The sequence below is a fragment of the Arcicella sp. BE140 genome (genome assembly GCF_031456255.1).
GTDB classification, from domain to species: Bacteria; Bacteroidota; Bacteroidia; order Cytophagales; family Spirosomataceae; genus Arcicella; species Arcicella aquatica.
Map to the genome: position 1 here is coordinate 1 of NZ_JAVDUE010000011.1, position 22,043 is coordinate 22,043.

General features: G+C 34.3%; 19 protein-coding genes. 10 read left to right on the top strand and 9 right to left on the bottom strand.

Annotation, left to right across the window (positions count from 1 at the left end):
- Nucleotides 1-159: 159 nt before the first annotated feature.
- From J2Y60_RS15580 to J2Y60_RS15590, 3 genes are all read right to left on the bottom strand, one after another.
- On the bottom strand, nucleotides 160-1,152 hold the full coding sequence (locus J2Y60_RS15580; RefSeq protein ID WP_309919713.1) for a DUF2027 domain-containing protein: 993 nt from the start codon (nucleotides 1,150-1,152) through the stop codon (nucleotides 160-162).
- Between the two features lie 118 nt (nucleotides 1,153-1,270).
- Nucleotides 1,271-1,762: a YchJ family protein gene (locus J2Y60_RS15585; RefSeq protein ID WP_309919714.1), complete on the bottom strand. Its 492-nt coding sequence runs from the start codon at nucleotides 1,760-1,762 to the stop codon at nucleotides 1,271-1,273.
- 123 nt (nucleotides 1,763-1,885) lie between these two features.
- Nucleotides 1,886-2,257 carry a DUF2200 domain-containing protein gene (locus tag J2Y60_RS15590; RefSeq protein WP_309919717.1) on the bottom strand — a complete coding sequence of 124 codons (372 nt, stop codon included), beginning with the start codon at nucleotides 2,255-2,257 and terminating at the stop codon, nucleotides 1,886-1,888.
- 268 nt (nucleotides 2,258-2,525) lie between these two features.
- Here J2Y60_RS15590 and aac(6') point away from each other — a divergent pair, with 268 nt between their 5' ends.
- The 4 genes from aac(6') to J2Y60_RS15610 are packed head-to-tail and all read left to right on the top strand — an operon-like array spanning nucleotide 2,526 to nucleotide 4,401.
- A complete protein-coding gene (gene aac(6'), locus J2Y60_RS15595) occupies nucleotides 2,526-2,999 on the top strand; it encodes an aminoglycoside 6'-N-acetyltransferase (protein WP_309919723.1) in 474 nt (157 codons plus the stop codon).
- A 14-nt stretch (nucleotides 3,000-3,013) separates the two neighbouring features.
- Nucleotides 3,014-3,391, top strand: coding sequence for a hypothetical protein (locus J2Y60_RS15600; protein ID WP_309919725.1), 378 nt, complete (start codon nucleotides 3,014-3,016; stop codon nucleotides 3,389-3,391).
- Between the two features lie 17 nt (nucleotides 3,392-3,408).
- Nucleotides 3,409-4,116 (top strand): SIMPL domain-containing protein, encoded by a 708-nt coding sequence (locus J2Y60_RS15605; protein WP_309919728.1) that lies wholly within the window; start codon nucleotides 3,409-3,411, stop codon nucleotides 4,114-4,116.
- A gap of 33 nt (nucleotides 4,117-4,149) precedes the next feature.
- Entirely contained in the window at nucleotides 4,150-4,401 is a 252-nt protein-coding gene (locus tag J2Y60_RS15610) for a hypothetical protein (protein WP_309919731.1), read from the top strand.
- Nucleotides 4,402-4,434: 33 nt separating this feature from the next.
- On the opposite strand, the gene J2Y60_RS15615 is transcribed toward J2Y60_RS15610, so the two are convergent.
- The 6 genes from J2Y60_RS15615 to J2Y60_RS15640 all read right to left on the bottom strand — a co-directional run bounded on the left by J2Y60_RS15615 (nucleotide 4,435) and on the right by J2Y60_RS15640 (nucleotide 12,727).
- The gene (locus J2Y60_RS15615) at nucleotides 4,435-5,040 is read right to left on the bottom strand and encodes a trimeric intracellular cation channel family protein (RefSeq protein ID WP_309994685.1); all 606 of its coding nucleotides are present in this window, start codon (nucleotides 5,038-5,040) and stop codon (nucleotides 4,435-4,437) included.
- Between the two features lie 83 nt (nucleotides 5,041-5,123).
- Complete coding sequence (locus J2Y60_RS15620) at nucleotides 5,124-6,437, bottom strand: alpha/beta hydrolase family protein (RefSeq protein WP_409014234.1); 1,314 nt, start codon at nucleotides 6,435-6,437, stop codon at nucleotides 5,124-5,126.
- Between the two features lie 82 nt (nucleotides 6,438-6,519).
- Entirely contained in the window at nucleotides 6,520-8,601 is a 2,082-nt protein-coding gene (locus J2Y60_RS15625) for a VWA domain-containing protein (RefSeq protein ID WP_309919737.1), read from the bottom strand.
- Between the two features lie 176 nt (nucleotides 8,602-8,777).
- On the bottom strand, nucleotides 8,778-9,524 hold the full coding sequence (gene fabG, locus J2Y60_RS15630; protein WP_309919740.1) for a 3-oxoacyl-[acyl-carrier-protein] reductase: 747 nt from the start codon (nucleotides 9,522-9,524) through the stop codon (nucleotides 8,778-8,780).
- 219 nt (nucleotides 9,525-9,743) lie between these two features.
- Nucleotides 9,744-10,820: a prephenate dehydratase gene (gene pheA / locus J2Y60_RS15635; RefSeq protein WP_309919743.1), complete on the bottom strand. Its 1,077-nt coding sequence runs from the start codon at nucleotides 10,818-10,820 to the stop codon at nucleotides 9,744-9,746.
- 32 nt (nucleotides 10,821-10,852) lie between these two features.
- Nucleotides 10,853-12,727 carry a DNA topoisomerase IV subunit B gene (locus J2Y60_RS15640; RefSeq protein ID WP_309919747.1) on the bottom strand — a complete coding sequence of 625 codons (1,875 nt, stop codon included), beginning with the start codon at nucleotides 12,725-12,727 and terminating at the stop codon, nucleotides 10,853-10,855.
- 346 nt (nucleotides 12,728-13,073) lie between these two features.
- Between J2Y60_RS15640 and J2Y60_RS15645 the strand changes: the two genes are divergently transcribed.
- Genes J2Y60_RS15645 through J2Y60_RS15670 form a run of 6 tightly spaced genes read left to right on the top strand, consistent with a single transcriptional unit; the run spans nucleotide 13,074 to nucleotide 22,039 of the window.
- On the top strand, nucleotides 13,074-15,605 hold the full coding sequence (locus J2Y60_RS15645) for an SLBB domain-containing protein (protein ID WP_309919750.1): 2,532 nt from the start codon (nucleotides 13,074-13,076) through the stop codon (nucleotides 15,603-15,605).
- A 21-nt stretch (nucleotides 15,606-15,626) separates the two neighbouring features.
- Nucleotides 15,627-16,715, top strand: coding sequence for a hypothetical protein (locus J2Y60_RS15650; protein ID WP_309919753.1), 1,089 nt, complete (start codon nucleotides 15,627-15,629; stop codon nucleotides 16,713-16,715).
- Between the two features lie 14 nt (nucleotides 16,716-16,729).
- Nucleotides 16,730-17,557 carry an ABC transporter permease gene (locus J2Y60_RS15655; RefSeq protein WP_309919756.1) on the top strand — a complete coding sequence of 276 codons (828 nt, stop codon included), beginning with the start codon at nucleotides 16,730-16,732 and terminating at the stop codon, nucleotides 17,555-17,557.
- 43 nt (nucleotides 17,558-17,600) lie between these two features.
- Nucleotides 17,601-18,857, top strand: a complete 1,257-nt coding sequence (locus J2Y60_RS15660; RefSeq protein WP_309919759.1) for an ABC transporter ATP-binding protein — start codon at nucleotides 17,601-17,603, stop codon at nucleotides 18,855-18,857.
- 48 nt (nucleotides 18,858-18,905) lie between these two features.
- The gene (locus J2Y60_RS15665; protein WP_309919763.1) at nucleotides 18,906-19,982 is read left to right on the top strand and encodes a DegT/DnrJ/EryC1/StrS family aminotransferase; all 1,077 of its coding nucleotides are present in this window, start codon (nucleotides 18,906-18,908) and stop codon (nucleotides 19,980-19,982) included.
- A gap of 5 nt (nucleotides 19,983-19,987) precedes the next feature.
- A complete protein-coding gene (locus J2Y60_RS15670; RefSeq protein ID WP_309919766.1) occupies nucleotides 19,988-22,039 on the top strand; it encodes a glycosyltransferase family 39 protein in 2,052 nt (683 codons plus the stop codon).
- The last annotated feature ends 4 nt before the right edge of the window (nucleotides 22,040-22,043 follow it).

Consider the following 22,043-nt stretch of genomic DNA (forward strand, 5'->3'; position numbering starts at 1 on the left):
TTAATGAAAGACGATAACTTTCTTGGAAATATTTGTAATGAAATTTACTCAAAAAATCAAAGAACGTTTATTTTATGAAAGCTAATAAGTCCCTCGCTAGGGATGTTGTAAGAATTTCCACTTACCTCCTACTCATAGCTCATAGCTCATAGCCGACAACTACTTGATCTTCACATTAGTCGCCCCGTAACCGAATTTCTCTTTCTGAGCATCTTCAAAGTATTTTACATTTTTATGGCCCGAAAGTTTTTTGTGAATGGCATCTCTTAATACGCCATTGCCAACACCATGAATAAACGTAATTTCATCCATTCCATTGGCAATGGCCGCTTCAAACTGTTTGTCGAAAGTTGCTAATTGCAATGCCAACATTTCTCGGTTTGACATCGCCCAAGCATCAGCAGATAACTTTTCGATATGTAAATCAACTTCAATAGCTGGTTTGGAAGGCAAAACTACCACAGGTTCTGGTGCTTGCTTTTCAAACATTTGTTCAATCAATTTTTCTGTGTTGATTTTTGTAGGAACAGGATTAACAGAATCCTCAGCATCCAACTGAAACAAATGTGCATCCTGATTTAAAATTGGGGCTTTTTGTTTGCTCTTAAAAAAAGTATTTACCCTGAATTTTAGTCGTCTTATCAATGGCTCTGGCAATTTCATAAATGCCAAACGATAGAAAAATGCTTGGAATACAAACGTTCCCCATTCTTCAAAGTCTTTCACCAATACATTTTGAACTTTGATAGATGATTTTGGTTTCAACGTTCCAGATGCCAAACCTTTATGGTGTGGGTCTGAACCAACCGAAAGCATAAATGGTAATTCCCAATCGGTATTATTGATAAGATGTTGCGAAAGTTCACGGTCATTCACAGGCACAAAGGCCATGTAAACACCTTTGTTTGCCAAAATCTCAGGCGTTGTTGGTTGGCGACGCTCGATACTAGCCTGTGGTTCAAAAGAACGAGAAGGGGCTACAGGCTTAAATGTTTTTTGTTCTAATTCATCTATAATTACGGCATCCGAACGCTTTACGGGTATCGTAAAACCATCTTCAATCTCTATTTCAATAATATTATTCGACAATATCTTGGTAACGATTCCTTCTTCTTTTCCACGTAATAGTCTTACTCTATCTCCTATATTCATTTTCTTAATTGTTAATTTGTCTGCAATTTAGGACTTTGCAAGCGGTTATCGGTTATTTGTAATCTGTTATGTATAAAATTTAACCTTAAAAAGCTCACATCTCAAAGCTTACAGCTACTTAAACGCCACAACATTTTTTATATTTCTTTCCACTTCCACAAATACAAGGGTCATTTCTGTTAATTAGGACTTCTGAGGTAATATTTTTAGGATTGATAATTCCTTTTACATAAACCCATTTACCATTTTCTTTCACAAAAGTTGAATGCTCATGATGAATTGACGTTTGTCCATCAGCGTTTTTGAAATAGGCTTTAAAAGTCACTTCCCCATTTATATCATTTACTTGCCCGTTTTTAGTATGAAGTATTGTTAATTTTTGCCATTGATTTTCGCTTGCCCATGCCGCCAAATCTTGCTTGGTAAACTTAGTACGTTCGGTAGAATGTGTACTTGCTAATAAATAATCAGGCGCAACTGAGGCATAAGCAGAATATCTTGAACGCATCAATGCCTCCGCCGTAGGTGCTTCTTTTTTTCCTAAAATAATTGGTTCACAACATTCACTAAACGCTAGGTTTGAACCACAATAACATTGAACAGACATCATAAAGTTTGAAATTGTGAATTGCGAGTTAAGTAGTAATTAGTAAATAATTGACAATTAGAACTATAAATTTCTAATTATCAATTATTTACTAAAACCATCATTTTAATTATATACATTACTTATTTATATGTTGGCACCACGCAAAATTTTCTCCATCTTTTTGCCTTTCGCCAACTCGTCTACTAGTTTGTCTAAATATCTTACTTCTTTAGTTAAAGTATTATCTATTTCTTCTATCCGATAGCCACAAATTACTCCAGTTATGAGTGAAGCATTCGGATTTAGGGTAGCTCTCTGAAAAAAAGTTTCAAAAGTCACTTTTTCATCAATTAGTTGTTGTATTTTCTCATCATCAAAGCCGGTTAACCACGTTATTACTTGGTGTAATTCCGCTTTTGTCCTGCCTTTACTCTCAACTTTTGCAACATAATGTGGATATACTGATGCAAAAGTCAATTTTGCCATTCGCTCATTGTGTTCTGCTGTTATTTTCATAAGGTATGTTTTAATGGAAAGTCTGTTGCTAGTAAATAATTCAAAGCTATGTAAAAGAATTAAATCGACTTTATTTCATCCCTCAAAAATAACTATTAAAACTTAGTGAGTTTGGTTTTAAGCTTGAAAAGGTAAATCTGTTAACTAATTAAATTTAAAATAAGCTTGTTATTAGGTATTAAGAATAAATCATTACTTTAGGTAAAAATCTGAACTTACAAAAAGTAGTACAGCACATATAACACTAAGATAACCTTCAACTTACCCCATGGAAGATGGTTATGTGCTTAATAATGACTTAAAAATGCAAATAGAACAGCTTTCAATAAACAACCTCAAACAACTAATAGAACTTGTTTTAGCACTTTGGGAAGATTGTGAATTTGAGGAAGAATTTGACAATTACAAAAATATCATTGGCTCAGAAAATGAAATTTGTTACCTATACAAAGACCAAGAAAATTATATTGCGTTTATACATGTAAGCACTCGAAATGATTATGTAGCAGGAGCGGTAGATTTGCCAGTTGCTTATGTAGAGGGGATTTATGTAAAGCCAACTTATCAAAAGCAAGGCATCGCGAAAAAGTTAATGAATGTTGTTGAGGGTTGGGCTAAGCAAAAAGGGTATAAACAACTTGCCTCTGATACAGAGATTACGAATACTGAAAGCATAGATTTTCATAAGAAGATTGGGTTTACCGAAGTTGAACGTATAGTTTGTTTGATTAAAGATTTATAAAAGAAAATACAGGAATGTTGACAAAGAAATTTTATGACATACTACTTGAAAACAAAAAAATAGGGACAACAGAGCTTGAAAATGCAGACGCATCAATGGGAGTTGTTTTTGGAAAGATATACTTTATCAATATTATTTCAGGATATGACTTCTTTAGAAATTATTGTATAATCAACAACGTTGAATTAGTAGCTGACTATCCAGATGAAAAATTAATATCAACTCGAACCATAGAAAATTTGGTCGTTAGAAATCAAAATGGAATAGAAATTAAAGCATTAGGAAATCAAATAAGTGGTATGGATAGTGATGAATTTGAAATTAACTTGGAAGGTGTTCCTTATCCTTTATTTGAAAAAGAGTTTCCCCATCACTTAAACTTCACCCTCTAAATACAAAACTCACTAAAATGAATAAAATACTTTTGACCTTTTGTTTATGCATCACAATATTTACTTTTGGATATGGGCAGACAAAAAACTTTATCGACCAACCTTATATTGAGGTTAGTGGTTACCAAGACACCTTAGTAACGCCTAATCTTATCTATCTTAAAATCATCATTACAGAAAAAGACAGTAGAGATAAAGTTTCTGTTGAAGAACAAGAAATGAAGATGATTACAGCATTTAAAGCAATGGGGATTAATACTGAAATAGACCTGACCAGTAGCGATATGGTGAGTAATTACAAGTCTTATTTCTTAAAGCAAAAAGACATCCTAAAGACCAAAGAGTATATTTTAAAAGTTACCAATGCCGAAACTGCAAGTAAAGTATTTATACAACTTGAAGACTTAGGCATATCAAATACTTCCATTCAAAAAGTTGACCATTCTGATATTGAAAATTTGAAAAATATTTGCCGAACCAGAGCAATTGAGAACGCACAAAAAAAAGCCATTCTACTGACAAAACCTATTGGACAAACCATTGGAAACGCAATTCATATCACAGACAATGATACAAATTTTGATAATCTACTTCAAGGACCAATTCCAGGTGTCCAAATTCGTGGATATAATACAGTTGACAAAGCAAAATATGAAGCTCCAAAAATAGAATTTGAAAAGATTAAAATAAGCGCAACAGTAAGCGTAAAATTTATACTCAAATAAAATTTCAACAAACCAATAAACCAAAAGAATCACATGAAAGAGAATAAAAACCTCGCAGAATTAACATTAGAAGAACTACAGGCAAAACAAAAAAAGGCAAAGGGTGCTGTGATAGGACTCGGCATTGTAATGGCAATTGCTTTAATTACCCTTATTTATCTTGCTACAAAAAGTAAAAATTATGCGTTACTTGCTGTTGCTGGTGGTAGTGGTCTCACTCTTTTACCAAGTATTATTGTCCTAAAGCAAATAGAAACTGAAATAAAATCACGAAAAGCTAATTAACCTGTAAAAATCCAATCACAAACAGAAGTCTCTTTAACTAACCTTAGGCAAGGTTAAATTCATTTTTACAGCTAACAGTCGGATTCCGAAGATGATAAGAATGGTTAATAAATCTACCAACTCATTTGGCAAAGCAAGTTGCTTCATTAAGAAATAACACAAACCACCTATAATACAGGGTGTTGCATAAATAACTTCTTTTCTAAGAAGATACGGAATTTCGTTTAACAAAATATCACGAATTAGTCCTCCAAAACAAGCGGTGATTGTTCCTAAAATAACACAAGCCGAAATGTCTAAATTGATGGCTAATCCTTCTTGAATGCCTCTTAGCGTGAAGAAACCCAAACCAAGCGAATCAAAAAAAGTGAGTGTTTTATCTAGTTTGTCGATATGATTTTTTAAGATGATTGTCAGGATAAAAGTACAGGTTATTAATAAAATCACGGAAGAATCTAAAAGCCATCTTACAGGCAAATGACCAATTAAAATATCACGAATAGTTCCTCCGCCAATGGATGTAACAAAAGCGATAACCAATAAACCAAAAATATCTAATTGTTTACGTATGCCTGCTAAAGTACCAGAAATGGCAAAAGCAATTGTTCCGCCAATATTAATAATCGTGAAAAACTCCATTTGAATAACTATTTGTAAAAATGACTTGATGATTGCTTTTAAAGTAATCATCAAGTCATTTTCAATATTTCCACAAAAATAATCTATTTTACTGGCACTTCATGCAATAACTCTAGACCTACCGAAGAACGTGGAGGAAAACCTGTCCAATTCTTTTCATTTGAATTAGGCTGAACAGAAAGGTATTTCCCAAAATCTTGATGCTTTAGTTGGATTCCTAAAAAGGCTGTCACAAAATGTTGATTGATATTATTAATATGTCGTTCGTTCCAAGCGGGTTCTGAATAATGAGCATAATCTCTGGCTCGTTCGGGTTTATAAGATTCGGCTGGTGGCGGATTAGGTGCTACGTTATGACGAGCATTCATATAAGTAAGCAAGTACCGTTCGCTATTAATTGTTCCTTTATAAATGGCTTTGATGCCGTCTTCATAACCAGATATATCATCCTGACTACCTGCTACAAAAAAAGTAGGCACTTTTAGTCCTTTTAATCCTTCGGCATCCCACACACCTCGTTGCATTCCCCAAGGTGCAAAAGCTACTACCGCTTTGATACGGCTATCTTGCGAAGCTATAAATTCAGCATTTCCTGACGTTCTCACTTCTATAGCTTTACTGCCGCCTGTCATGGTGGTAAATAATGTACCTGCTTGCTGACTATAACCAGCACCTGCTGCATTCAGAACACCATAACCGCCCATTGAATAACCAATTAATGCGGTATTATTAGCATCTGCTAATCCCTCCAGAAAGCTTTTACTTTTGGGTTTAGCCAAGTCAGCTATTTGATTCAATGTAAATAAAATATCTTTAGCACGATTCAACAAGGTGCTTTGAAATGGAGAAGCATCACGATAAGTGGACTCGGTATGGTCAATGGCTACTACTACATACCCTTTTGACGCCAGATTTTCGGTTAAATAGGTCATTAACAGTCGTGAACCTAAATAACCATGCGAAACTACAATCAGCGGAAAAGCACCAACACCCGTTTTAGGTTTGGCATCTCGGGCAGCTCTACCTAAAAACTGAAAGGGAATTAAAGGGCGTTTAGGGTCGTTTGAAACACCAAATACTTGGTCATAAGCTACGATTTCTTTTTCATTATCAGACAAATTAGCAGGATACCAAACTTCCACTTTCAAAGGACGGTCATAAATAGCATCTACCCCATCTTTAGATTTTAGTACATCTATCTGTCCTCTATGAACAAATTCCAATGTACGGACACCCACTTTATATTCTCCCCTTACTGACAATTCGGGAGCATCTGGCAGGGCATCTCCAAAAATATACTGTTCATTATTTTGTGCTAGTAAATTGGTTTTAAAAGTAAATAAAACCAATAACATTAATATTGCTATTTTTAGCAATGGATGAGGATTGTTTTTCATAGTTGCTTTGAGATGATTTGTTTTTTAAATATGGCATAAAAAAAATAAATTCAGCCTGCTATAGACTGAATTTATGATAAATTTAATATCCTCCCAAGTATTTCCTCATCACCCATTCTGCTGTGAGGAGCGTAAGAATTAAAAAGAAAATCCAGCGAAGATTTATCATTTCTTTTAAATCTTCGGTAGCTTCTATTTTGTCTGGCACTTGGTGACTTAATATCGTCTGTTTCAGTTTTTCAAATTCATTTTCATTAAAAAACTTCCCTCCTGTTTTATTAGCTAATTGCCTTAGTACATCAAAATCAGCGGTAAGGTTAATATTTTCAATTTGTAAATCTTGAATGACAAATTCGCCTGTGGCTTGTTCTACTTTACCAAGTATGGTGGAAGTTGCATTGAAACGATACACACCAGCGGGTAATCCACTAATTTCAAATTTTGTATTGTCTGCCGTGGTCGAATACGTATAGTTTCTAGTAAACCCTTTTTCGTCTTTTATCGTAAGCTTAATTGGCTGATTGTATAGTTTCTCGTAAATACCGTTATAAATTTCAGTCTCAAACACTACTTTTTCTCCTAAAGACAAAGGTGTTTTTAATGGATAAACTCTTAATTTTCTTTTATCATCTTTGGCCGACAGGTATTGTAAAACCTTTGTAATAACATCATCCACTACTATATGTTTTTCTGTCAATTGAAATTCTTCTAATCGCCATGTCCAAAGTCCTTCCCCTGTAAAAATAGCAGACTTTTTAGTCCCCATATTCATAGCCAAAAGTGGTTTCTGTGTTTGAACAGTACCTACTTTTTGATACAATAACACTTCTGTATTAGGGAGCAAAGTAAAATCGCCAAAAGGAACCGAAAGCTGTGGAAACTTTGCTATTATATCCATTTGTTCAGCATCAAAATTCAATACCTTGAAATTTTTATTATAAATACCCGTCACTTTATCACTTTCTCCTAAATCAGCATTTATTTGCATTACCTGATTCAGTTGGTTTAAATAATTCACTCCTGATTGGTTTCCTAACACAAAAAAAGCTGGAATATTTTTGTCTAATAATGGTTTGAAGACATTAGAGTATGTATTGTAACCATCAGGCAATTGGTGTAAAATCAGTAAGTCATAGGTTTTGTTAATCTCTGGATTAGCATTTTCTGTCAGAATCTTTACATCTAATTCATAGTTTTCATTTTTCTCAATGATACTTTTCAGTGCTTTTACATCAGGATGCGGAGCGAGTGCCAAGAGTAATATTTTCTCTTTCCCATTGATTACTTCTATGTAAACTTCTTGACGATTATTCCTATTTGAAAACTCTCCTGATAATAAATCTATTTCAACCGTTAAGTGCTGTACGCCTACTTGAGTAGCAGTAGTATTAAAAGTCAGTGTTTTCAAATCGTCTTTTTGATTAAAAACTACGCTCTGCTTTTCTAATATCTTCCCTCCTTGTTTTAAATAGACGTTGGCAGCTTTTCCTTCAAACCCAAAAGCGGTAATATCTGTTTGTACAGGAAACTTGTTGCCCAAATATGCTATCTTGTTGGCATAAACCGTTTTAACGGCAATATCTTTTTTAGGAATGGTATCGCCCAAACCAATCGTGTGTACAGGGAATTTAAAGGATTCTGAAGCGGGAGAAATCCCTTCGTTAACGATTCCATCTGAAACTAGGACAACATCCGTTAAGTTTTGGTCCTCAAAAGTATTTTTAATGCCCGAAAGTAGATTTGAAAGGTTGGATGTTTTATAATTGAATTGAAGTTTTTCAAGGTTTTGAGTATTCTCTTCATTAAAGCCTACGAAGGCTACTTCATAGTCTTTTTCCAGAAGGCTTTCTTTTATTTCATTGAGGTTCTTTTTCAGTTCTTCTAATACTTTTTGCCCTGATACATTCATCGACTGTGAATTATCTAAAGCAAAAACTACTGTTTTCTTTTGAATGTTCTGGCTTACTTGCCTGATTAAAAAACTCAACAAAAGCATACTTAAAATACTAACAGCCACAAACCTAAAAGCGGCCATTATGTAATTTTGGGCTTTTGTCCAATTTGTATTTTTTTGATACAACACAAAGGCGTATACACCAGCAAGTAAAAAACAGAGTGGAATAAACCAAGGAGAAGATTGAAAGAGAAAATCGAATTTCATCATGGGCTTTGTTTGTTGTCTCTTATCAAAAAAGGAGTAGAAGGATTAGTTGTGAGTGATGAGTTAGTGAATTGTGAGTTAGTGTTATAAAGGAAAATAAACTCAAACATTAACTCACAATTCACTAACTCACAACTATTTAAAATCACTCAATCACAATTCACTCAATCACTAAATAACTAAGTAAGCATTCCGCCGTCTACTTGCAATACTTGTCCTGTTATGTAACGAGACATATCTGATGCAAGGAATACACAAGCATCTGCTACTTCTTCTGGCTGTCCTCCACGTTTCAATGGAATTGATTTTTTCCATTCTTCAGTAGCCGCAGCATTCAATTCTCCAGTCATTTCAGTTTCGATAAAACCTGGAGCAATTGCGTTTGAACGGATATTTCTAGAGCCTAATTCTAAAGCAACCGACTTAGTAAAGCCAATAATACCTGCTTTAGAAGCAGCATAATTTGCTTGACCAGCATTTCCACGAATACCTACTACCGAGGTAAGGTTGATGATAGAGCCAGCTTTAGCTTTCATCATTGGTTTGGTGGCTGCTTTTGTTAAATTAAAAACAGACTTCAAGTTTACTTGGATAACAGAATCCCATTGTTCTTCTGTCATTCTCATTAATAAGCCGTCTTTAGTAATACCTGCATTGTTAATCAATACATCTATTTTACCAAAATCAGCAACAACTGAATTCATCAATTCTTCTGCTTGCTTATAGTCAGAAGCATCTGAACGATAGCCAATTGCTTTTATTCCTAAAGCAGACAATTCTGCTTCTAAAGCCTGTCCTTTTTCTACAGATGAAAGATAAGTAAAAGCAACATTTGCTCCTTCATGAGCCATTTTAAAGGCAATTGCACGGCCGATGCCTCTTGAAGCACCCGTTACTAACACCACCTTGTCTTGTAATAAAGCCATTTATTTTGAATTAATTGTTATTTCCAAAGTTCAAAAATAACATAACGCCCTAAGACCACAAAATTATATCCAGTATCTTTAGTATTAGCGCTGATAATGTATGTTATTATTGCGTTTAAATATCCATCATTTTTTGATTAAATATAATCATCAAAAGGATGATAAATAAAGAGCGGTAATTCTAAAAAAGAATTACCGCTCTTGAATATTGATATTACTTTACTGGGTTTTAACATAACTACCCAACCATTTTATTTCGGAAGCATGCTTAGACATAATCGTTTGAACGCTTTCGTCTAAGAAATAACCATCAAACTCCATCAAGAACCAGAAATTGAATTGTTCTCCTTCTTTTACAGGACGGCTCTCTATTTTCAACAGGTTAATTCCTTGACTTTCAAATTCCTGTAGAAATCTAACCAACGTACCTGGTTTACCATCTTCTGGTAATTTTGCGATAATCGTTGTTTTGTCATTTCCGCTTTTTTGATTGATAAAATCTTTACCAATAATAAAGAAACGCGTACGGTTCTGGGCAGAATCTTGAATGTTATCAAATAGAATAGGTACATCGAACAACTTAGCAGCGATGTGCGAACATATTGCCGCAGAGTCAGTTTCTGAGGCAGCTAATTTTGCTGCTTTTGATGTTGAATCTACTTGTACAAAAAAATCATCTTCTTTTCCGCCAAAATAATCATTCAAGAATTTTTCGCACTGACCAAAAGCGATGTCTTTTGAATAAATTCTTTTAATATCTGATAGTTTTTCCGCTTTTGTCGCAAAGGTAAAATGTACAGAAATGATTACTTCTGAAACAATTTTCAAGTCTGTTTCATTGAGTAAATCGATGGTCTCTTTAACTATTCCTTCTAAATTATTTTCGATAGGTACTACGCCAAAGCGTGCACGACCAGTATCAATACTTTCAAATACTGAACGTATATTGGGCAAAGCCAAATAATCGCTCATGGCTCCGAATCTACTTTCGGCTGCTTGATGGGTAAAACTTCCTTCTGGGCCTAAATAGGCAATTCTTTCGGGCAATTCTAAATTACGAGAAACAGCAAAAATCTCTAAATAAATGGCTTCAATAGCCGCTCTATTCAATAATCCATTATTAGCAGCCACCAGACGATCAACGATTTGTTTTTCTCGTTCTGGACGATAAATAACTGTTTGAGTTTGTTTTTTTAACTCGCCGACTTGTTTTACAACATCCATTCGCTTGTTTAGAATTTCAAGCATTTGGTTGTCAAGCGAGTCAATTTGATTTCTTAATTCTTCGAGAGACATTTTAACTTTTATTAGAGCGAACTTCGCTGAATTTATGCCGCTAATTCGGCAGGGTCTTTTTCTATGATTAGATTTTCAATGATAAACTTCTGACGGTCAGGCGTGTTTTTGCCCATGAAATAAGTCAGAATCTTAGGTATCGTTGTATCTTTTGTCAAAATCACTGGTTCTAATCGAATATCATCGTTGATAAATTTCCCAAATTCCTCTGGTGAAATCTCCCCTAACCCTTTAAAACGAGTAATTTCTGGTTTTGGGCTTAGCTTTTCGATAGCATTCAAACGTTCTTCATCTGAATAACAGTAAATCGTTTCTTTTTTATTTCTTACTCTAAACAAAGGCGTTTCCAAAATATACAAATGCCCGTTTCTTACTAAATCTGGGAAGAATTGTAAGAAGAAAGTCATCATTAACAGACGAATATGCATACCATCCACATCGGCATCGGTTGCGATAATAATTTTATGATAACGCAGTCCTTCTAATCCTTCTTCAATATTTAATGCATGTTGAAGCAAGTTAAACTCCTCATTTTCATACACTATTTTCTTGGTTAAGCCAAAGCAATTCAACGGTTTACCTCTTAAACTAAACACCGCTTGACTTTGCACATTCCTAGATTTAGTGATTGAACCACTGGCAGAATCCCCTTCGGTAATAAAAAGCATCGATTCATATCTGTTATCTGCTTTTTCATCTGTCAGGTGTACTCTACAATCTCTTAACTTTTTATTGTGTAAATTAGCCTTTTTAGCACGCTCGTTGGCTAGCTTTTTAATACCCGCCATGTCTTTACGCTCACGTTCCGACTGCTCAATTCTTTTCTTGATAGCATCAGCAGTTGTAGGATTTTTATGCAGGTAATTATCAAGGTTAGTTTTGATAAAATCTCCAATAAAGCTTCTTACAGACTGTGAACTAGCATCAGGCGACATATTGTTTGAACCTAACTTCGTTTTAGTTTGAGATTCAAAAACAGGTTCTTGTACACGAATGGCAATAGCCCCAACGATACTAGCACGAATATCCTCAGGTGCATAATCCTTTTTATAAAACTCACGAACCGCCCGAACGATGGCTTCACGAAAAGCTTGTAAGTGCGTACCTCCTTGAGTAGTATTTTGTCCGTTTACAAAAGAATAATATTCTTCGCCATACTGATTGCCATGCGTAAGCGCTACTTCAATATCAGCACCTTTCATGTGGATAATTGGATAACGACGCTCTTCTTCAGATGAATATTTACTCAACAAATCAAATAATCCATTTTGTGAATAATACTTCTGACCGTTGAAATTAATTGTCAATCCAGCGTTCAAATAGGCATAATTCCAAATAAGGTTTTCTAAATATTGAGGGATGTAATGATAATTTTTGAAAATAGTATTATCAGGCTCAAACATCACTAACGTACCATTTCTGGCATTAGATTCTGTTCCATCTGGCGATTCAGCAATCAATTCACCTTGTTTAAACTCAGCCCATTTGGTTTTACCATCACGGAAAGATTGTACTTTGAAATACGACGAAAGTGCATTGGTAGCTTTGGTACCAACACCATTTAGTCCTACCGATTTTTGAAAAGCACCAGAATCGTATTTACCCCCTGTGTTAATCTTAGAGACACAATCTATCACTTTCCCCAAAGGAATACCACGACCATAATCTCGAACTTCTACCCGATGGTCACTGATTTTAATCTCAATGGTTTTCCCATTTCCCATCATGTGCTCATCGATAGAGTTATCCATGATTTCTTTCACTAAGACATAAATACCATCATCAATAGAAGAACCGTCTCCTAATTTCCCGATATACATACCTGGACGAAGGCGAATATGCTCTTTCCAGTCAAGAGAGCGTATATTATCTTCTGTATATTGTACTGAAGTAGGGTTTGTTGACATATTCAAGCAAGGATTTAGTACTACTATAGCATTTATTTCAACATAAACACTATCCAACAACAATTAAAAACTAAAAATTATAACAAAAATGATTCTATACAAAATTGTACGTTTTCACTATTCCGTATATCAGCGAAACAAAGCTACAAAAACATTAAGAATTTATAAAATTAGCGTAATTTAATCTTACGACACATAATTAATATTGACAATGGGCGTTAGAAATTACTAAAAGTTGTTTTACTTTGCATTTTGTTTAGAATTATCAAACATTGTCAATAAGATTAAATTGATAGCATTAAGAATCCTTTTAAACCCACAGGCAACAATTTATATGTTTAAAATCATGCAAGCAAACGATTGCCCAAATCAGGTAGGCGTACGATTCATTTCTTCACACATCTGTAAATTTATCGTTTCTATTCTTTTTCTATGTCTCTCCTTTCTATCAAATCGTAGTAATGGTCAAACCTTTAACCTCGGAGATCTTCAAAATTTAGCTTTACCTATGCAAGGGGCTAAAATTCAAACATCAGCAACTAAATTGCCAAATGCGGATCCAAGAAAGGTAAACACATCAGGTAGTAATAAAGTATCAAGTGATAGTTTGAAGGCAAAATCAGCAGACAAAGCTATATCAAGTGCGGATTCTGCTAGTGCGGCCTATCGTAAAAAAATATTTGGTATAGATATTTTCAATAATCCAAACATTACTTTTGAAAGTTCACTCAATATCCCAACGCCTAAAAATTACATATTAGGGGCTGGTGATGAATTAGTAATTGATATTAATGGATATTCTGAAGAGCATTACACGCTTCCAGTTACTCCAGATGGATATATTAAAATTGCTAAAGTTGGGAATGTTTTTGTAAGTGGTATTACCATTGAAGAAGCTAAAAGAAGAATTGTTGATAGATTATCAAAAATCTATATTGGTCTTAAGCCATATGGTGGTGCTCCTGCCAACACCACGGCCACAGTATCACTTGGTAGCATCAAAACTATCAGAGTTTCGATATTAGGAAATGTAGTTGCCCCAGGAACCTATTCTATTTCTTCTTTATCAAGAGTAATGAATGCACTTTATCTAGCTGGCGGACCTAACGAAAACGGTACATTCCGTGAGATTAAAGTAATAAGAGATAAAAAGTTGATTGCTCAAGTAGATTTATATGATTTATTGACGACAGGAAACTTACGTCAAAACATTGGGCTACAAGACCAAGACCTTATTCAGGTAGGTGCTTATAAATCAAGAGTTGAGATTGTAGGAGAAGTAAAAAAACCAGCTGTCTTTGAGGTTCTACCAAACGAAAACTTAGAAAGAATCATCAATGAATATGGAAGTGGCTTTACAGCGATGGCTTATAAAAGTCTCTTGAAAGTTCAACGCATCACTGAAAAGGAAAGTAAATTAATCGATTTGAGCAATGATTTAATTTCTTCGTTTTATCCAAAACCAGGCGATATTATTACAGTCGAAAAAGTTTTAACAAACAGAATAGAAAATGCTGTAACGTTAGAAGGTGCGGTATTCAGACCAGGAAAGTTTTCGGTTAACGATAGTCCTACGCTAACAAAATTAATCAAGCGAGGAGAAGGGTTCAGAGAAGATGCTTTTCTTGGAAGAATAACCATTACCAGACTTCGTGATGATTTAACTAAAGAAAATATTTCAATCAATTATAACGACCTTACTTCAGGCAAAATACCCGATATAGCCCTTCGTCGTGAAGATATTGTGACTATTTATTCAGTAGTTGAATTAATGGAAAAATATACTGTCAGAATTCAGGGAGAAATCAATTTGAAAGAAACAGCACCTCTAACGAGTGCTACTGATAAAGGCTCAACTGGTGTTTCAGAAACCCCAAGCGAAAGTCCTAACAACGACTCTCCTATTGGCACTTTTCCGTTTATCCATAATATGACTGTAGAGGATTTGATTGAAAAGGCTGGTGGATTGAAAGAATCGGCAGCTACAGGTAGAATTGAAGTAATCAGAAGAAAGAAAAACATTGGTAAAGATGATCCAGCCCAAATCAATTCAACGATTGGAGAACGTTTTAATTTTTCTATCAATAACAATTTGTCACTTGACCCAAATGCATCTAAATTTATCTTAGAGCCATTTGATGAAGTGTTTGTGCGTTCGTCTCCAAACTACGAAAAACAACAATTTGTTTCTGTTGAAGGGCAAATTACGTTCCCAGGGGTATATGGACTAGAAAGAAAGAATGAACGTATTTCAGACGTAATCGCAAGAGCAGGTGGCTTAAATGCACAAGCTTATCCAAAAGGAGCTACATTGGTACGTAAATTTAAAATAAGCAAACAAGAAGTTGACAGAAAAAGTGAACAGTTTAGCGAGCTTTCAGATAATACGCAAGAAGCATCTGTAAAAGTAAAAGCCGTTAAAGAAGAAACTTCTGAATCTGTTGGCATTGATTTAGTAGAAGCCTTAGATAACCCCGATGCTCCAGCCAATATGTTGTTGCAAGATGGCGACATCATTAAAATCCCAAAAGAGCCACAAACTGTAAGAATGCAAGGCGAAGTATTGTACCCTACTTCAACTAGATATATTGATGGCTTGCCATTTAAACACTATATCTCTGAAGCAGGTGGTTTCACAGAATTATCGTCACGTAAACGTTCTTATATCATTTATGCCAATGGTTCTGTTGACAGAACAAGAAAATTCTTAGGGTTGATTAATATATATCCTAAAGTTTACCCAGGTTCTGAAATCATCGTTCCAAGTTTGAATATTAGACAAGGCGCTACGCAACAGGTATTACAAACAATTCAAACAATATCAATAGGCTTAACAAGTCTAGGGACTGTTTTCGCACTTATCAGAGCTTTCAAGTAATATTATAATTTAGGATTTAAAATGTCAGCAAAACAACATACAACATTACCTGAAGATCAGTTTTCTCTGGAAGACATTGCTTTAAAAGTAGTAAAGCTAAAAAAACTGATAGCACAAAACTGGAAGGTAATACTTATCTCTACTATCGTTGGTACTTCTTGTGGACTAGCATGGGAGTTAATCACAAGGAAACCACCCGTTTATACTGCGACTATATTATTTAATATGGAAAACAGTAATAGTTCTAGTGGAGGTGGTTTATCTGATTTAGCAAGTGCTTTTGGGGTAAATACTGGCGCAGCTCCTTCTTCTAATTTATTTACGGGAGAGAACTTTAACGAGCTGATTAGAACTAAAAATCTTTATAATAGGGCACTTCTCACTAAAGTAAAAATAAAAGGTAAAGAAGAAATTTTTGCTAATTATTTCTTGAAAAAGAGTGGGATTCGTGAAATTGAGATGGATGATGATGATGTGATTCAAACTTTTACATTTAAACATGATGCTTATGATAAGTGTACGGTTAAAGAGAAAGCTCATCTTAGAATTATTCAGAATTTTTTGATGCCATTGACTAGCATGGTAAACGAAAGTAAAAAAGCTTCTTTTGTAACATTGCATGTTATTACAAGAAATGATACACTTTCAGATCTTTGGGCCCATCTTTACTTGAAAACGATTACTAATTTTTATATTGAGACTAAGACAAAAAAATCTAAAGAACTACTTAATTTAGTAGAAAGACGTGTAGACTCATTAAGAAAAGAATTATATTATACACAAGGTGCAGCGGCTAGATTTGCTGACCAAAACCAACAAGTAATCGTTCAGCAGGGTTTAATACAACAACAACGTTTATCTACCAATAGCTCTCAATTACAAAGTATGTATTTTGAGGCTGTAAGAAGCCTAGACAATATGAAGTTTTCAATGGTAAAGGAATCTCCGCTATTTACAATTATTGATGATGCGGAATTGCCTTATCCAAAAGAAATAGATAGAATTACAAAAGGAACAATTATTGGAACTGTTCTGGGGCTATTTCTCTCAATCTTATATATTGTATTTTCAAAAACATTTGGAAAAATAGCACAAAAGACAGAAGAATAATTTCAAAAAATATTATGCACGAAACAGTAATAGAGTCAGGACGGTCAGAAAAGTACTATTGGCAAGACTTATGGAGATTCAGAGAATTACTTTATATTTTAGCAATTAGAGATATTACCGTAAAGTATAAACAAACATTTGTTGGGGTAGCTTGGGCTATTTTCAGACCCGTACTTACTGTGTTAGTTTTTGTTTTTGCCTTTGATAAAGTAGCTAAAATTGAAAGTCATTCTGCAATACCTTTGCAAATTATTATATTTACAGGAGTTATTTTTTGGAACTTCTTTGCGATGTCATTCCAACAAGTAAGCAACAGTATCACTGGTAATGCCAACTTAGTTTCAAAAGTATATTTCCCTAGATTATTAATGCCGTTAAGTGCTGTAGCTGTTCCTTTACTTGACTTCATCGTTGGCTTTGTTGTAATGATTCCTTTTCTTATTTATAAAGGATATCCACCTACGGTGAATATTATATTTGTACCAGTTTTTTTATTTTTAGCCTTTTTTGCTTCGTTTAGTTTGGGTGTAATTTTCGCATCTTTAAATGTGCAATTCAGAGATTTTCAACAAATAGTTCCTTTAGTAGTACAATATGGCTTTTTTGTTTGTCCTGTAGCATATCCGCTGGCTTCTCTCAAAAGCTTTCCTTGGTACCCAATTTATCAATGGATTAACCCATTAGCAGGCATTATAGAAGGGTTTAGGTGGTGTTTAATTCCAAATTATCAAGATTTTGAATGGAATTCATTTATCCCAACAATTATTTTTGTAACAATAACAACTACACTAGCAATTATTTTTTTCCGGAAAAAAGAAAACTCTTTTGTGGATTACATTTAACATTATTCGTAATTGAAAAATAATGTAAAAAAAACCCTTGAAAATGACAGTAATTGAAGCTGAAAATATAAGTAAAAAATACATTATCGACCACATCAAAAGCAATGCGAAAGCTGATACGCTGAGAGAGGTAGTCACAGATAAACTAAAAAACATATTCTCAAAGAAAACTGAAGAACAAATAAGTCACGAAGAATTCTGGGCTTTGAAGGACGTTAGTTTTCAAATTAATCAAGGTGATAGGGTTGGTATCATTGGCTCAAATGGTGCTGGTAAATCAACAATGCTTAAAATCTTGAGTAGAATTACAGAACCTTCACAAGGTAAAATAAAGATAAAAGGAAGAGTAGCCAGTTTATTAGAAGTTGGAACTGGGTTTCATCCAGAATTATCAGGACGAGAAAATATTTTCTTAAATGGTTCTATCTTAGGAATGAAGCGACAGGAAATCAAAAAGCATTTTGATGCGATTGTTGATTTTGCTGGCGTTGAAAAATTTTTAGATACTCCCGTAAAACGATATTCATCTGGGATGTACGTACGTCTCGGTTTTGCAATCTCTGCCCATCTAGAACCTGAAATCTTAATCGTTGATGAAGTATTAGCTGTAGGTGATGCTGAATTTCAAAGAAAATGTTTAGGCAAAATGAAGGATGCTTCTACTTCGGGCAGAACTATTCTTTTTGTAAGCCATAACCTTACGGCTGTGCAAGGGCTTTGTAATAAGTCAATGTATATGCAGAAAGGTAAATTACTTGAAATGGGCGAAACCAATCAGGTATTGGCGACTTATTTGAGTCATGTACAAAAAACAGCCTTAGAATCAAGCTGGTCGATTCCTAGTGAAGCCCCTGGTAATGATAGTATTAGATTAAAGAAAGTAAAACTTACGCCTGATTATCACGATAACCTAAAACATATTGATGTAAGGACTTCTTTCAAAATTCAAATTGAATTTTGGAGTATGGTTGAAGGCATTGATACTAATATTAGTCTTCATCTTAATTCTTTGACGGGAGAATGTATTTTTAACATTGGTACGCCATCTTTGAACCTAAGAAAAGGAGTAATTTATGCAGAATGTGAGATTCCCGCTGATTTTATGAATGATGGGTCTTACTCAATTTCATTGATGGTTGTCAAAGATAAGTCTAGTGTAATTTATAATTTCGGAGAAGTATTAATTTTTGAGATTGAAGATTATCGCGAGGGTAGTGAATGGTATGGAAAATGGCCGGGCTATATCCGACCAAAAATCAACTTCCCTATTACTCAACTTGAACTAGAAAATGTTATTTAGGAACAAGTATATTCTATTTTTTTACTTATTCTATCATAACATCAACAAATGATAAACGTTACAAAAACATACCTACCTCCGATTGAAGAATTCCAGCGATATGTAGAAGGTATCTGGCAGAGAAACCAATTAACTAATAATGGGCCTTTAGTTCAGGAATTAGAAAGAAAGCTCAAAGAATACCTAGGCGTAAAACATTGTTTTTATGTGAGTAACGGAACTATTGCTTTACAAATAGCCCTAAAAGTACTGAATGTTACTAAAGAAGTAATTACTACTCCATTTTCATATTGTGCTACTTCCCATTCAATCGTTTGGGAAAACTGTACGCCTATTTTTGCAGACATTTCTCCTGATGATTTTTGTATAGACCCATCAAAAGTTGAAGCCCTAATTACTGAAAATACAGAAGCTATTTTGGCTACTCACGTATATGGTAATCCTTGTGAAGTAGAAAAATTGGCTGACATTGCCAAAAAGCATAACATCAAATTAATTTATGATGCAGCACATGCTTTTGGGGTAAAAGTAGATGGAACGTCTTTATTTAATTTTGGCGATATAAGCACTTGTAGTTTTCACTCGACCAAAGTGTTTCATACCACAGAAGGCGGTGCTATTTTCACAAACGATGATAATTTAGCTTATCTGATTGATAGTTATAGAAGTTTCGGACATAAGAGTGATACTTATTATACGATTGGCATTAATGGTAAAAACTCTGAATTCCATGCTGCAATGGGGCTATGTGTTTTGCCCAAGGTTACTGAAATTGTAGAAGCCCGTAAAAAGATTTTTGAATTATACGATCAACTATTGAATTGGGATAAATTAGTCAAGCCTTTCGTGAAAGTGCCCATACAAAGTAACCATGCTTATTATCCTATTTTTCTGGAATCAGAAGAAATATTATTACAAGTAAAAGCGGCACTTGAAGCTGAGAACATTGTTCCTAGAAGATACTTCTACCCTTCTTTAAGTACCTTAAAGTTTGTTACCGAACAAAGTAATTGTCCAATTTCAGATGATTTTGCTCCTAGAGCTTTGGCATTACCTCTTTACTATGATTTAGCACATACCGATGTTGAAAGAATTAGTACGATAATCAATAACACTATTTCATAAACAATATGACTTTCTTGTATCCTATCATATTTGCCATTTTTATTGGCTTTGTATTTAGAGTATCGGCACGAGTTTGTCAAAAATCATTAATTGACATTATTATTATCGCTTATGTTGTTTTTTGTGGAAGTGTTATCTTAACAGGTTTTACGATCTCTGAAATCAACAAAATGAATGATAGAAGGTTTTGGGCTATCGGTGTATTTATTCCTGCTTATATTTTCTATATTCAATTCAACAATTTCTTCGGGAAAGATAGGAACGAAAACTTTACTATTTTTCAAATAATTGGTAGCAGAATCCAAGCCGTCTGGAATTGGTTTGGTAATTTATCACTATTCTTAAAATTTATCTTCGGTGGTCTTTTCATTACCTTAGCGATTATTGAAATTACCAACTTTATACTAATCTGCTATACTCCTCCTAATGAATGGGACAGCATGACTGGTCATTTAAACCGCTTGTTGTACTATCTTCAACATGGAACGATGGCTCATTTTGGCGGAACAAACTGGAATATAGACACTTATCCTAGAAGTGCTTGTACTATCCAAATCTATAATTACCTAATGTCTGGCAAGGTTGAAAACTGGTTCAAAGCCATTCATCATACTGCTTATTGGATGATAGGATTCAGCGTTTTTGGTATTGCAAGAAGTATTAGTAAAAATCTTACTGCAAGTTTTTTTTGTGGCTTAGTTGTTTTGATGTTACCTGATGTATTAAAACAAGCCATTACAACTGAATCTGATGTTGTGCTTGCTTCCTATTTGGGGTGTCTGGTATATTTTCTATTTAGCTTTAATGAAAAGAAGAAAAGAAGATACATTTACTTAGCAGGATTAACTTTTGGCATAGCTTTAGGTCATAAAATAACCTTTGTGTTTTCGCTTCCACCTGTGTTTTTGATATTGCTTTATACTGTTTTCAAAGAAAATGAAAAAAGCAGTTTATTCTCTATCACATTTGTTCATTTTAAACACCTGTTCGTAGCCTTTGTACTTGGCTTTATATTATTTACGCTTCCTGCAGGTTATATTCCTAATATTCAAGAATATCACCACCCGATTGGCCCTCCTACTGCTTTAAAACACCAGTCGATTGACAGAGCAGGCACGAAGGCAAACCTCATCAAACAGGGGTCTCGTAATGTTCTTAGGTATAGCATCGACTTAATCAATTTAGATGGCTTCCGAAATTGGGATGAAGGAGAAAAGCTGAACAGAGCCATGAAAAAACCAATCATGTGGTTTGAAAGAAATGTCCTTAAAACTCGTTTAGAAGCTGAAACTGATTTTACAATTGTTCCATTTACGTATAATAAACGATTCGAGTTTTATAATATGAGTCCTTATTGGGGCATTTTTGGCTTCGCTTTAATTATTCCATTAATTATATTAGTCTTAATTGGGGTTATCAGAAACAAGGCCGTTTATTATTATTTAGGTCTCGCATTTGTTTTACATTTCATAGCGTTGTCATATACTGCTGCCTACGACCCTTGGAAAGGGAGGTACATGATAAGTACGGCGATTTTTGCTGTTCCTTTTCTGACATTACTTTTCACAGGAAAATATTCTATCGAAAAGCCAAATCATGTGGTCTTAAAAACCTATGTGGGTTTTGTAGTAGCTATTGGTATCGTTTCGGGGCTGTTAGCAACATTTTTAAACTATAGATGTTTACCAATAAGTGCCTACGGAAGAAAGTCTGCTTTTGATATGACGAGAATGGAAATATTAACAGAAGCCAGACCCGACATTACAAAGGCTTATGAAAATTTCAATAAGCTTGTTCCACAAAATGCAACAGTGGCATTAGCAACGATAAATGATGATTATGAATATCCGCTTTGGGGAGATAAATTGACTAGAAAGTTAATTGTTATTAACCCATTTGAACAAGGACTGAGACCTATTCCAAAAGAAGCTGATTATTTATTCTTTGCTAAAAGTGTAATTAAACCACAAATAGGCGATATTCGCTTAGGAACTGATACAACGATGGTTAATGTAATTGTAAAAGGTGAAGATTATTACCTCCGAAAATTACGCTAGTTAT

Coding starts and splice junctions, on each gene's coding strand:
- J2Y60_RS15580 (WP_309919713.1), bottom strand. CDS start 1,152: ATGAATATAGGAGATAGAGTAAGACTATTACGTGGAAAAGAAGAAGGA.
- J2Y60_RS15585 (WP_309919714.1), bottom strand. CDS start 1,762: ATGATGTCTGTTCAATGTTATTGTGGTTCAAACCTAGCGTTTAGTGAA.
- J2Y60_RS15590 (WP_309919717.1), bottom strand. CDS start 2,257: ATGAAAATAACAGCAGAACACAATGAGCGAATGGCAAAATTGACTTTT.
- J2Y60_RS15600 (WP_309919725.1), top strand. CDS start 3,014: ATGTTGACAAAGAAATTTTATGACATACTACTTGAAAACAAAAAAATA.
- J2Y60_RS15605 (WP_309919728.1), top strand. CDS start 3,409: ATGAATAAAATACTTTTGACCTTTTGTTTATGCATCACAATATTTACT.
- J2Y60_RS15610 (WP_309919731.1), top strand. CDS start 4,150: ATGAAAGAGAATAAAAACCTCGCAGAATTAACATTAGAAGAACTACAG.
- J2Y60_RS15615 (WP_309994685.1), bottom strand. CDS start 5,040: ATGGAGTTTTTCACGATTATTAATATTGGCGGAACAATTGCTTTTGCC.
- J2Y60_RS15620 (WP_409014234.1), bottom strand. CDS start 6,437: ATGAAAAACAATCCTCATCCATTGCTAAAAATAGCAATATTAATGTTA.
- J2Y60_RS15625 (WP_309919737.1), bottom strand. CDS start 8,601: ATGATGAAATTCGATTTTCTCTTTCAATCTTCTCCTTGGTTTATTCCA.
- fabG (WP_309919740.1), bottom strand. CDS start 9,524: ATGGCTTTATTACAAGACAAGGTGGTGTTAGTAACGGGTGCTTCAAGA.
- pheA (WP_309919743.1), bottom strand. CDS start 10,820: ATGTCTCTCGAAGAATTAAGAAATCAAATTGACTCGCTTGACAACCAA.
- J2Y60_RS15640 (WP_309919747.1), bottom strand. CDS start 12,727: ATGTCAACAAACCCTACTTCAGTACAATATACAGAAGATAATATACGC.
- J2Y60_RS15645 (WP_309919750.1), top strand. CDS start 13,074: ATGCAAGCAAACGATTGCCCAAATCAGGTAGGCGTACGATTCATTTCT.
- J2Y60_RS15650 (WP_309919753.1), top strand. CDS start 15,627: ATGTCAGCAAAACAACATACAACATTACCTGAAGATCAGTTTTCTCTG.
- J2Y60_RS15655 (WP_309919756.1), top strand. CDS start 16,730: ATGCACGAAACAGTAATAGAGTCAGGACGGTCAGAAAAGTACTATTGG.
- J2Y60_RS15660 (WP_309919759.1), top strand. CDS start 17,601: ATGACAGTAATTGAAGCTGAAAATATAAGTAAAAAATACATTATCGAC.
- J2Y60_RS15665 (WP_309919763.1), top strand. CDS start 18,906: ATGATAAACGTTACAAAAACATACCTACCTCCGATTGAAGAATTCCAG.
- J2Y60_RS15670 (WP_309919766.1), top strand. CDS start 19,988: ATGACTTTCTTGTATCCTATCATATTTGCCATTTTTATTGGCTTTGTA.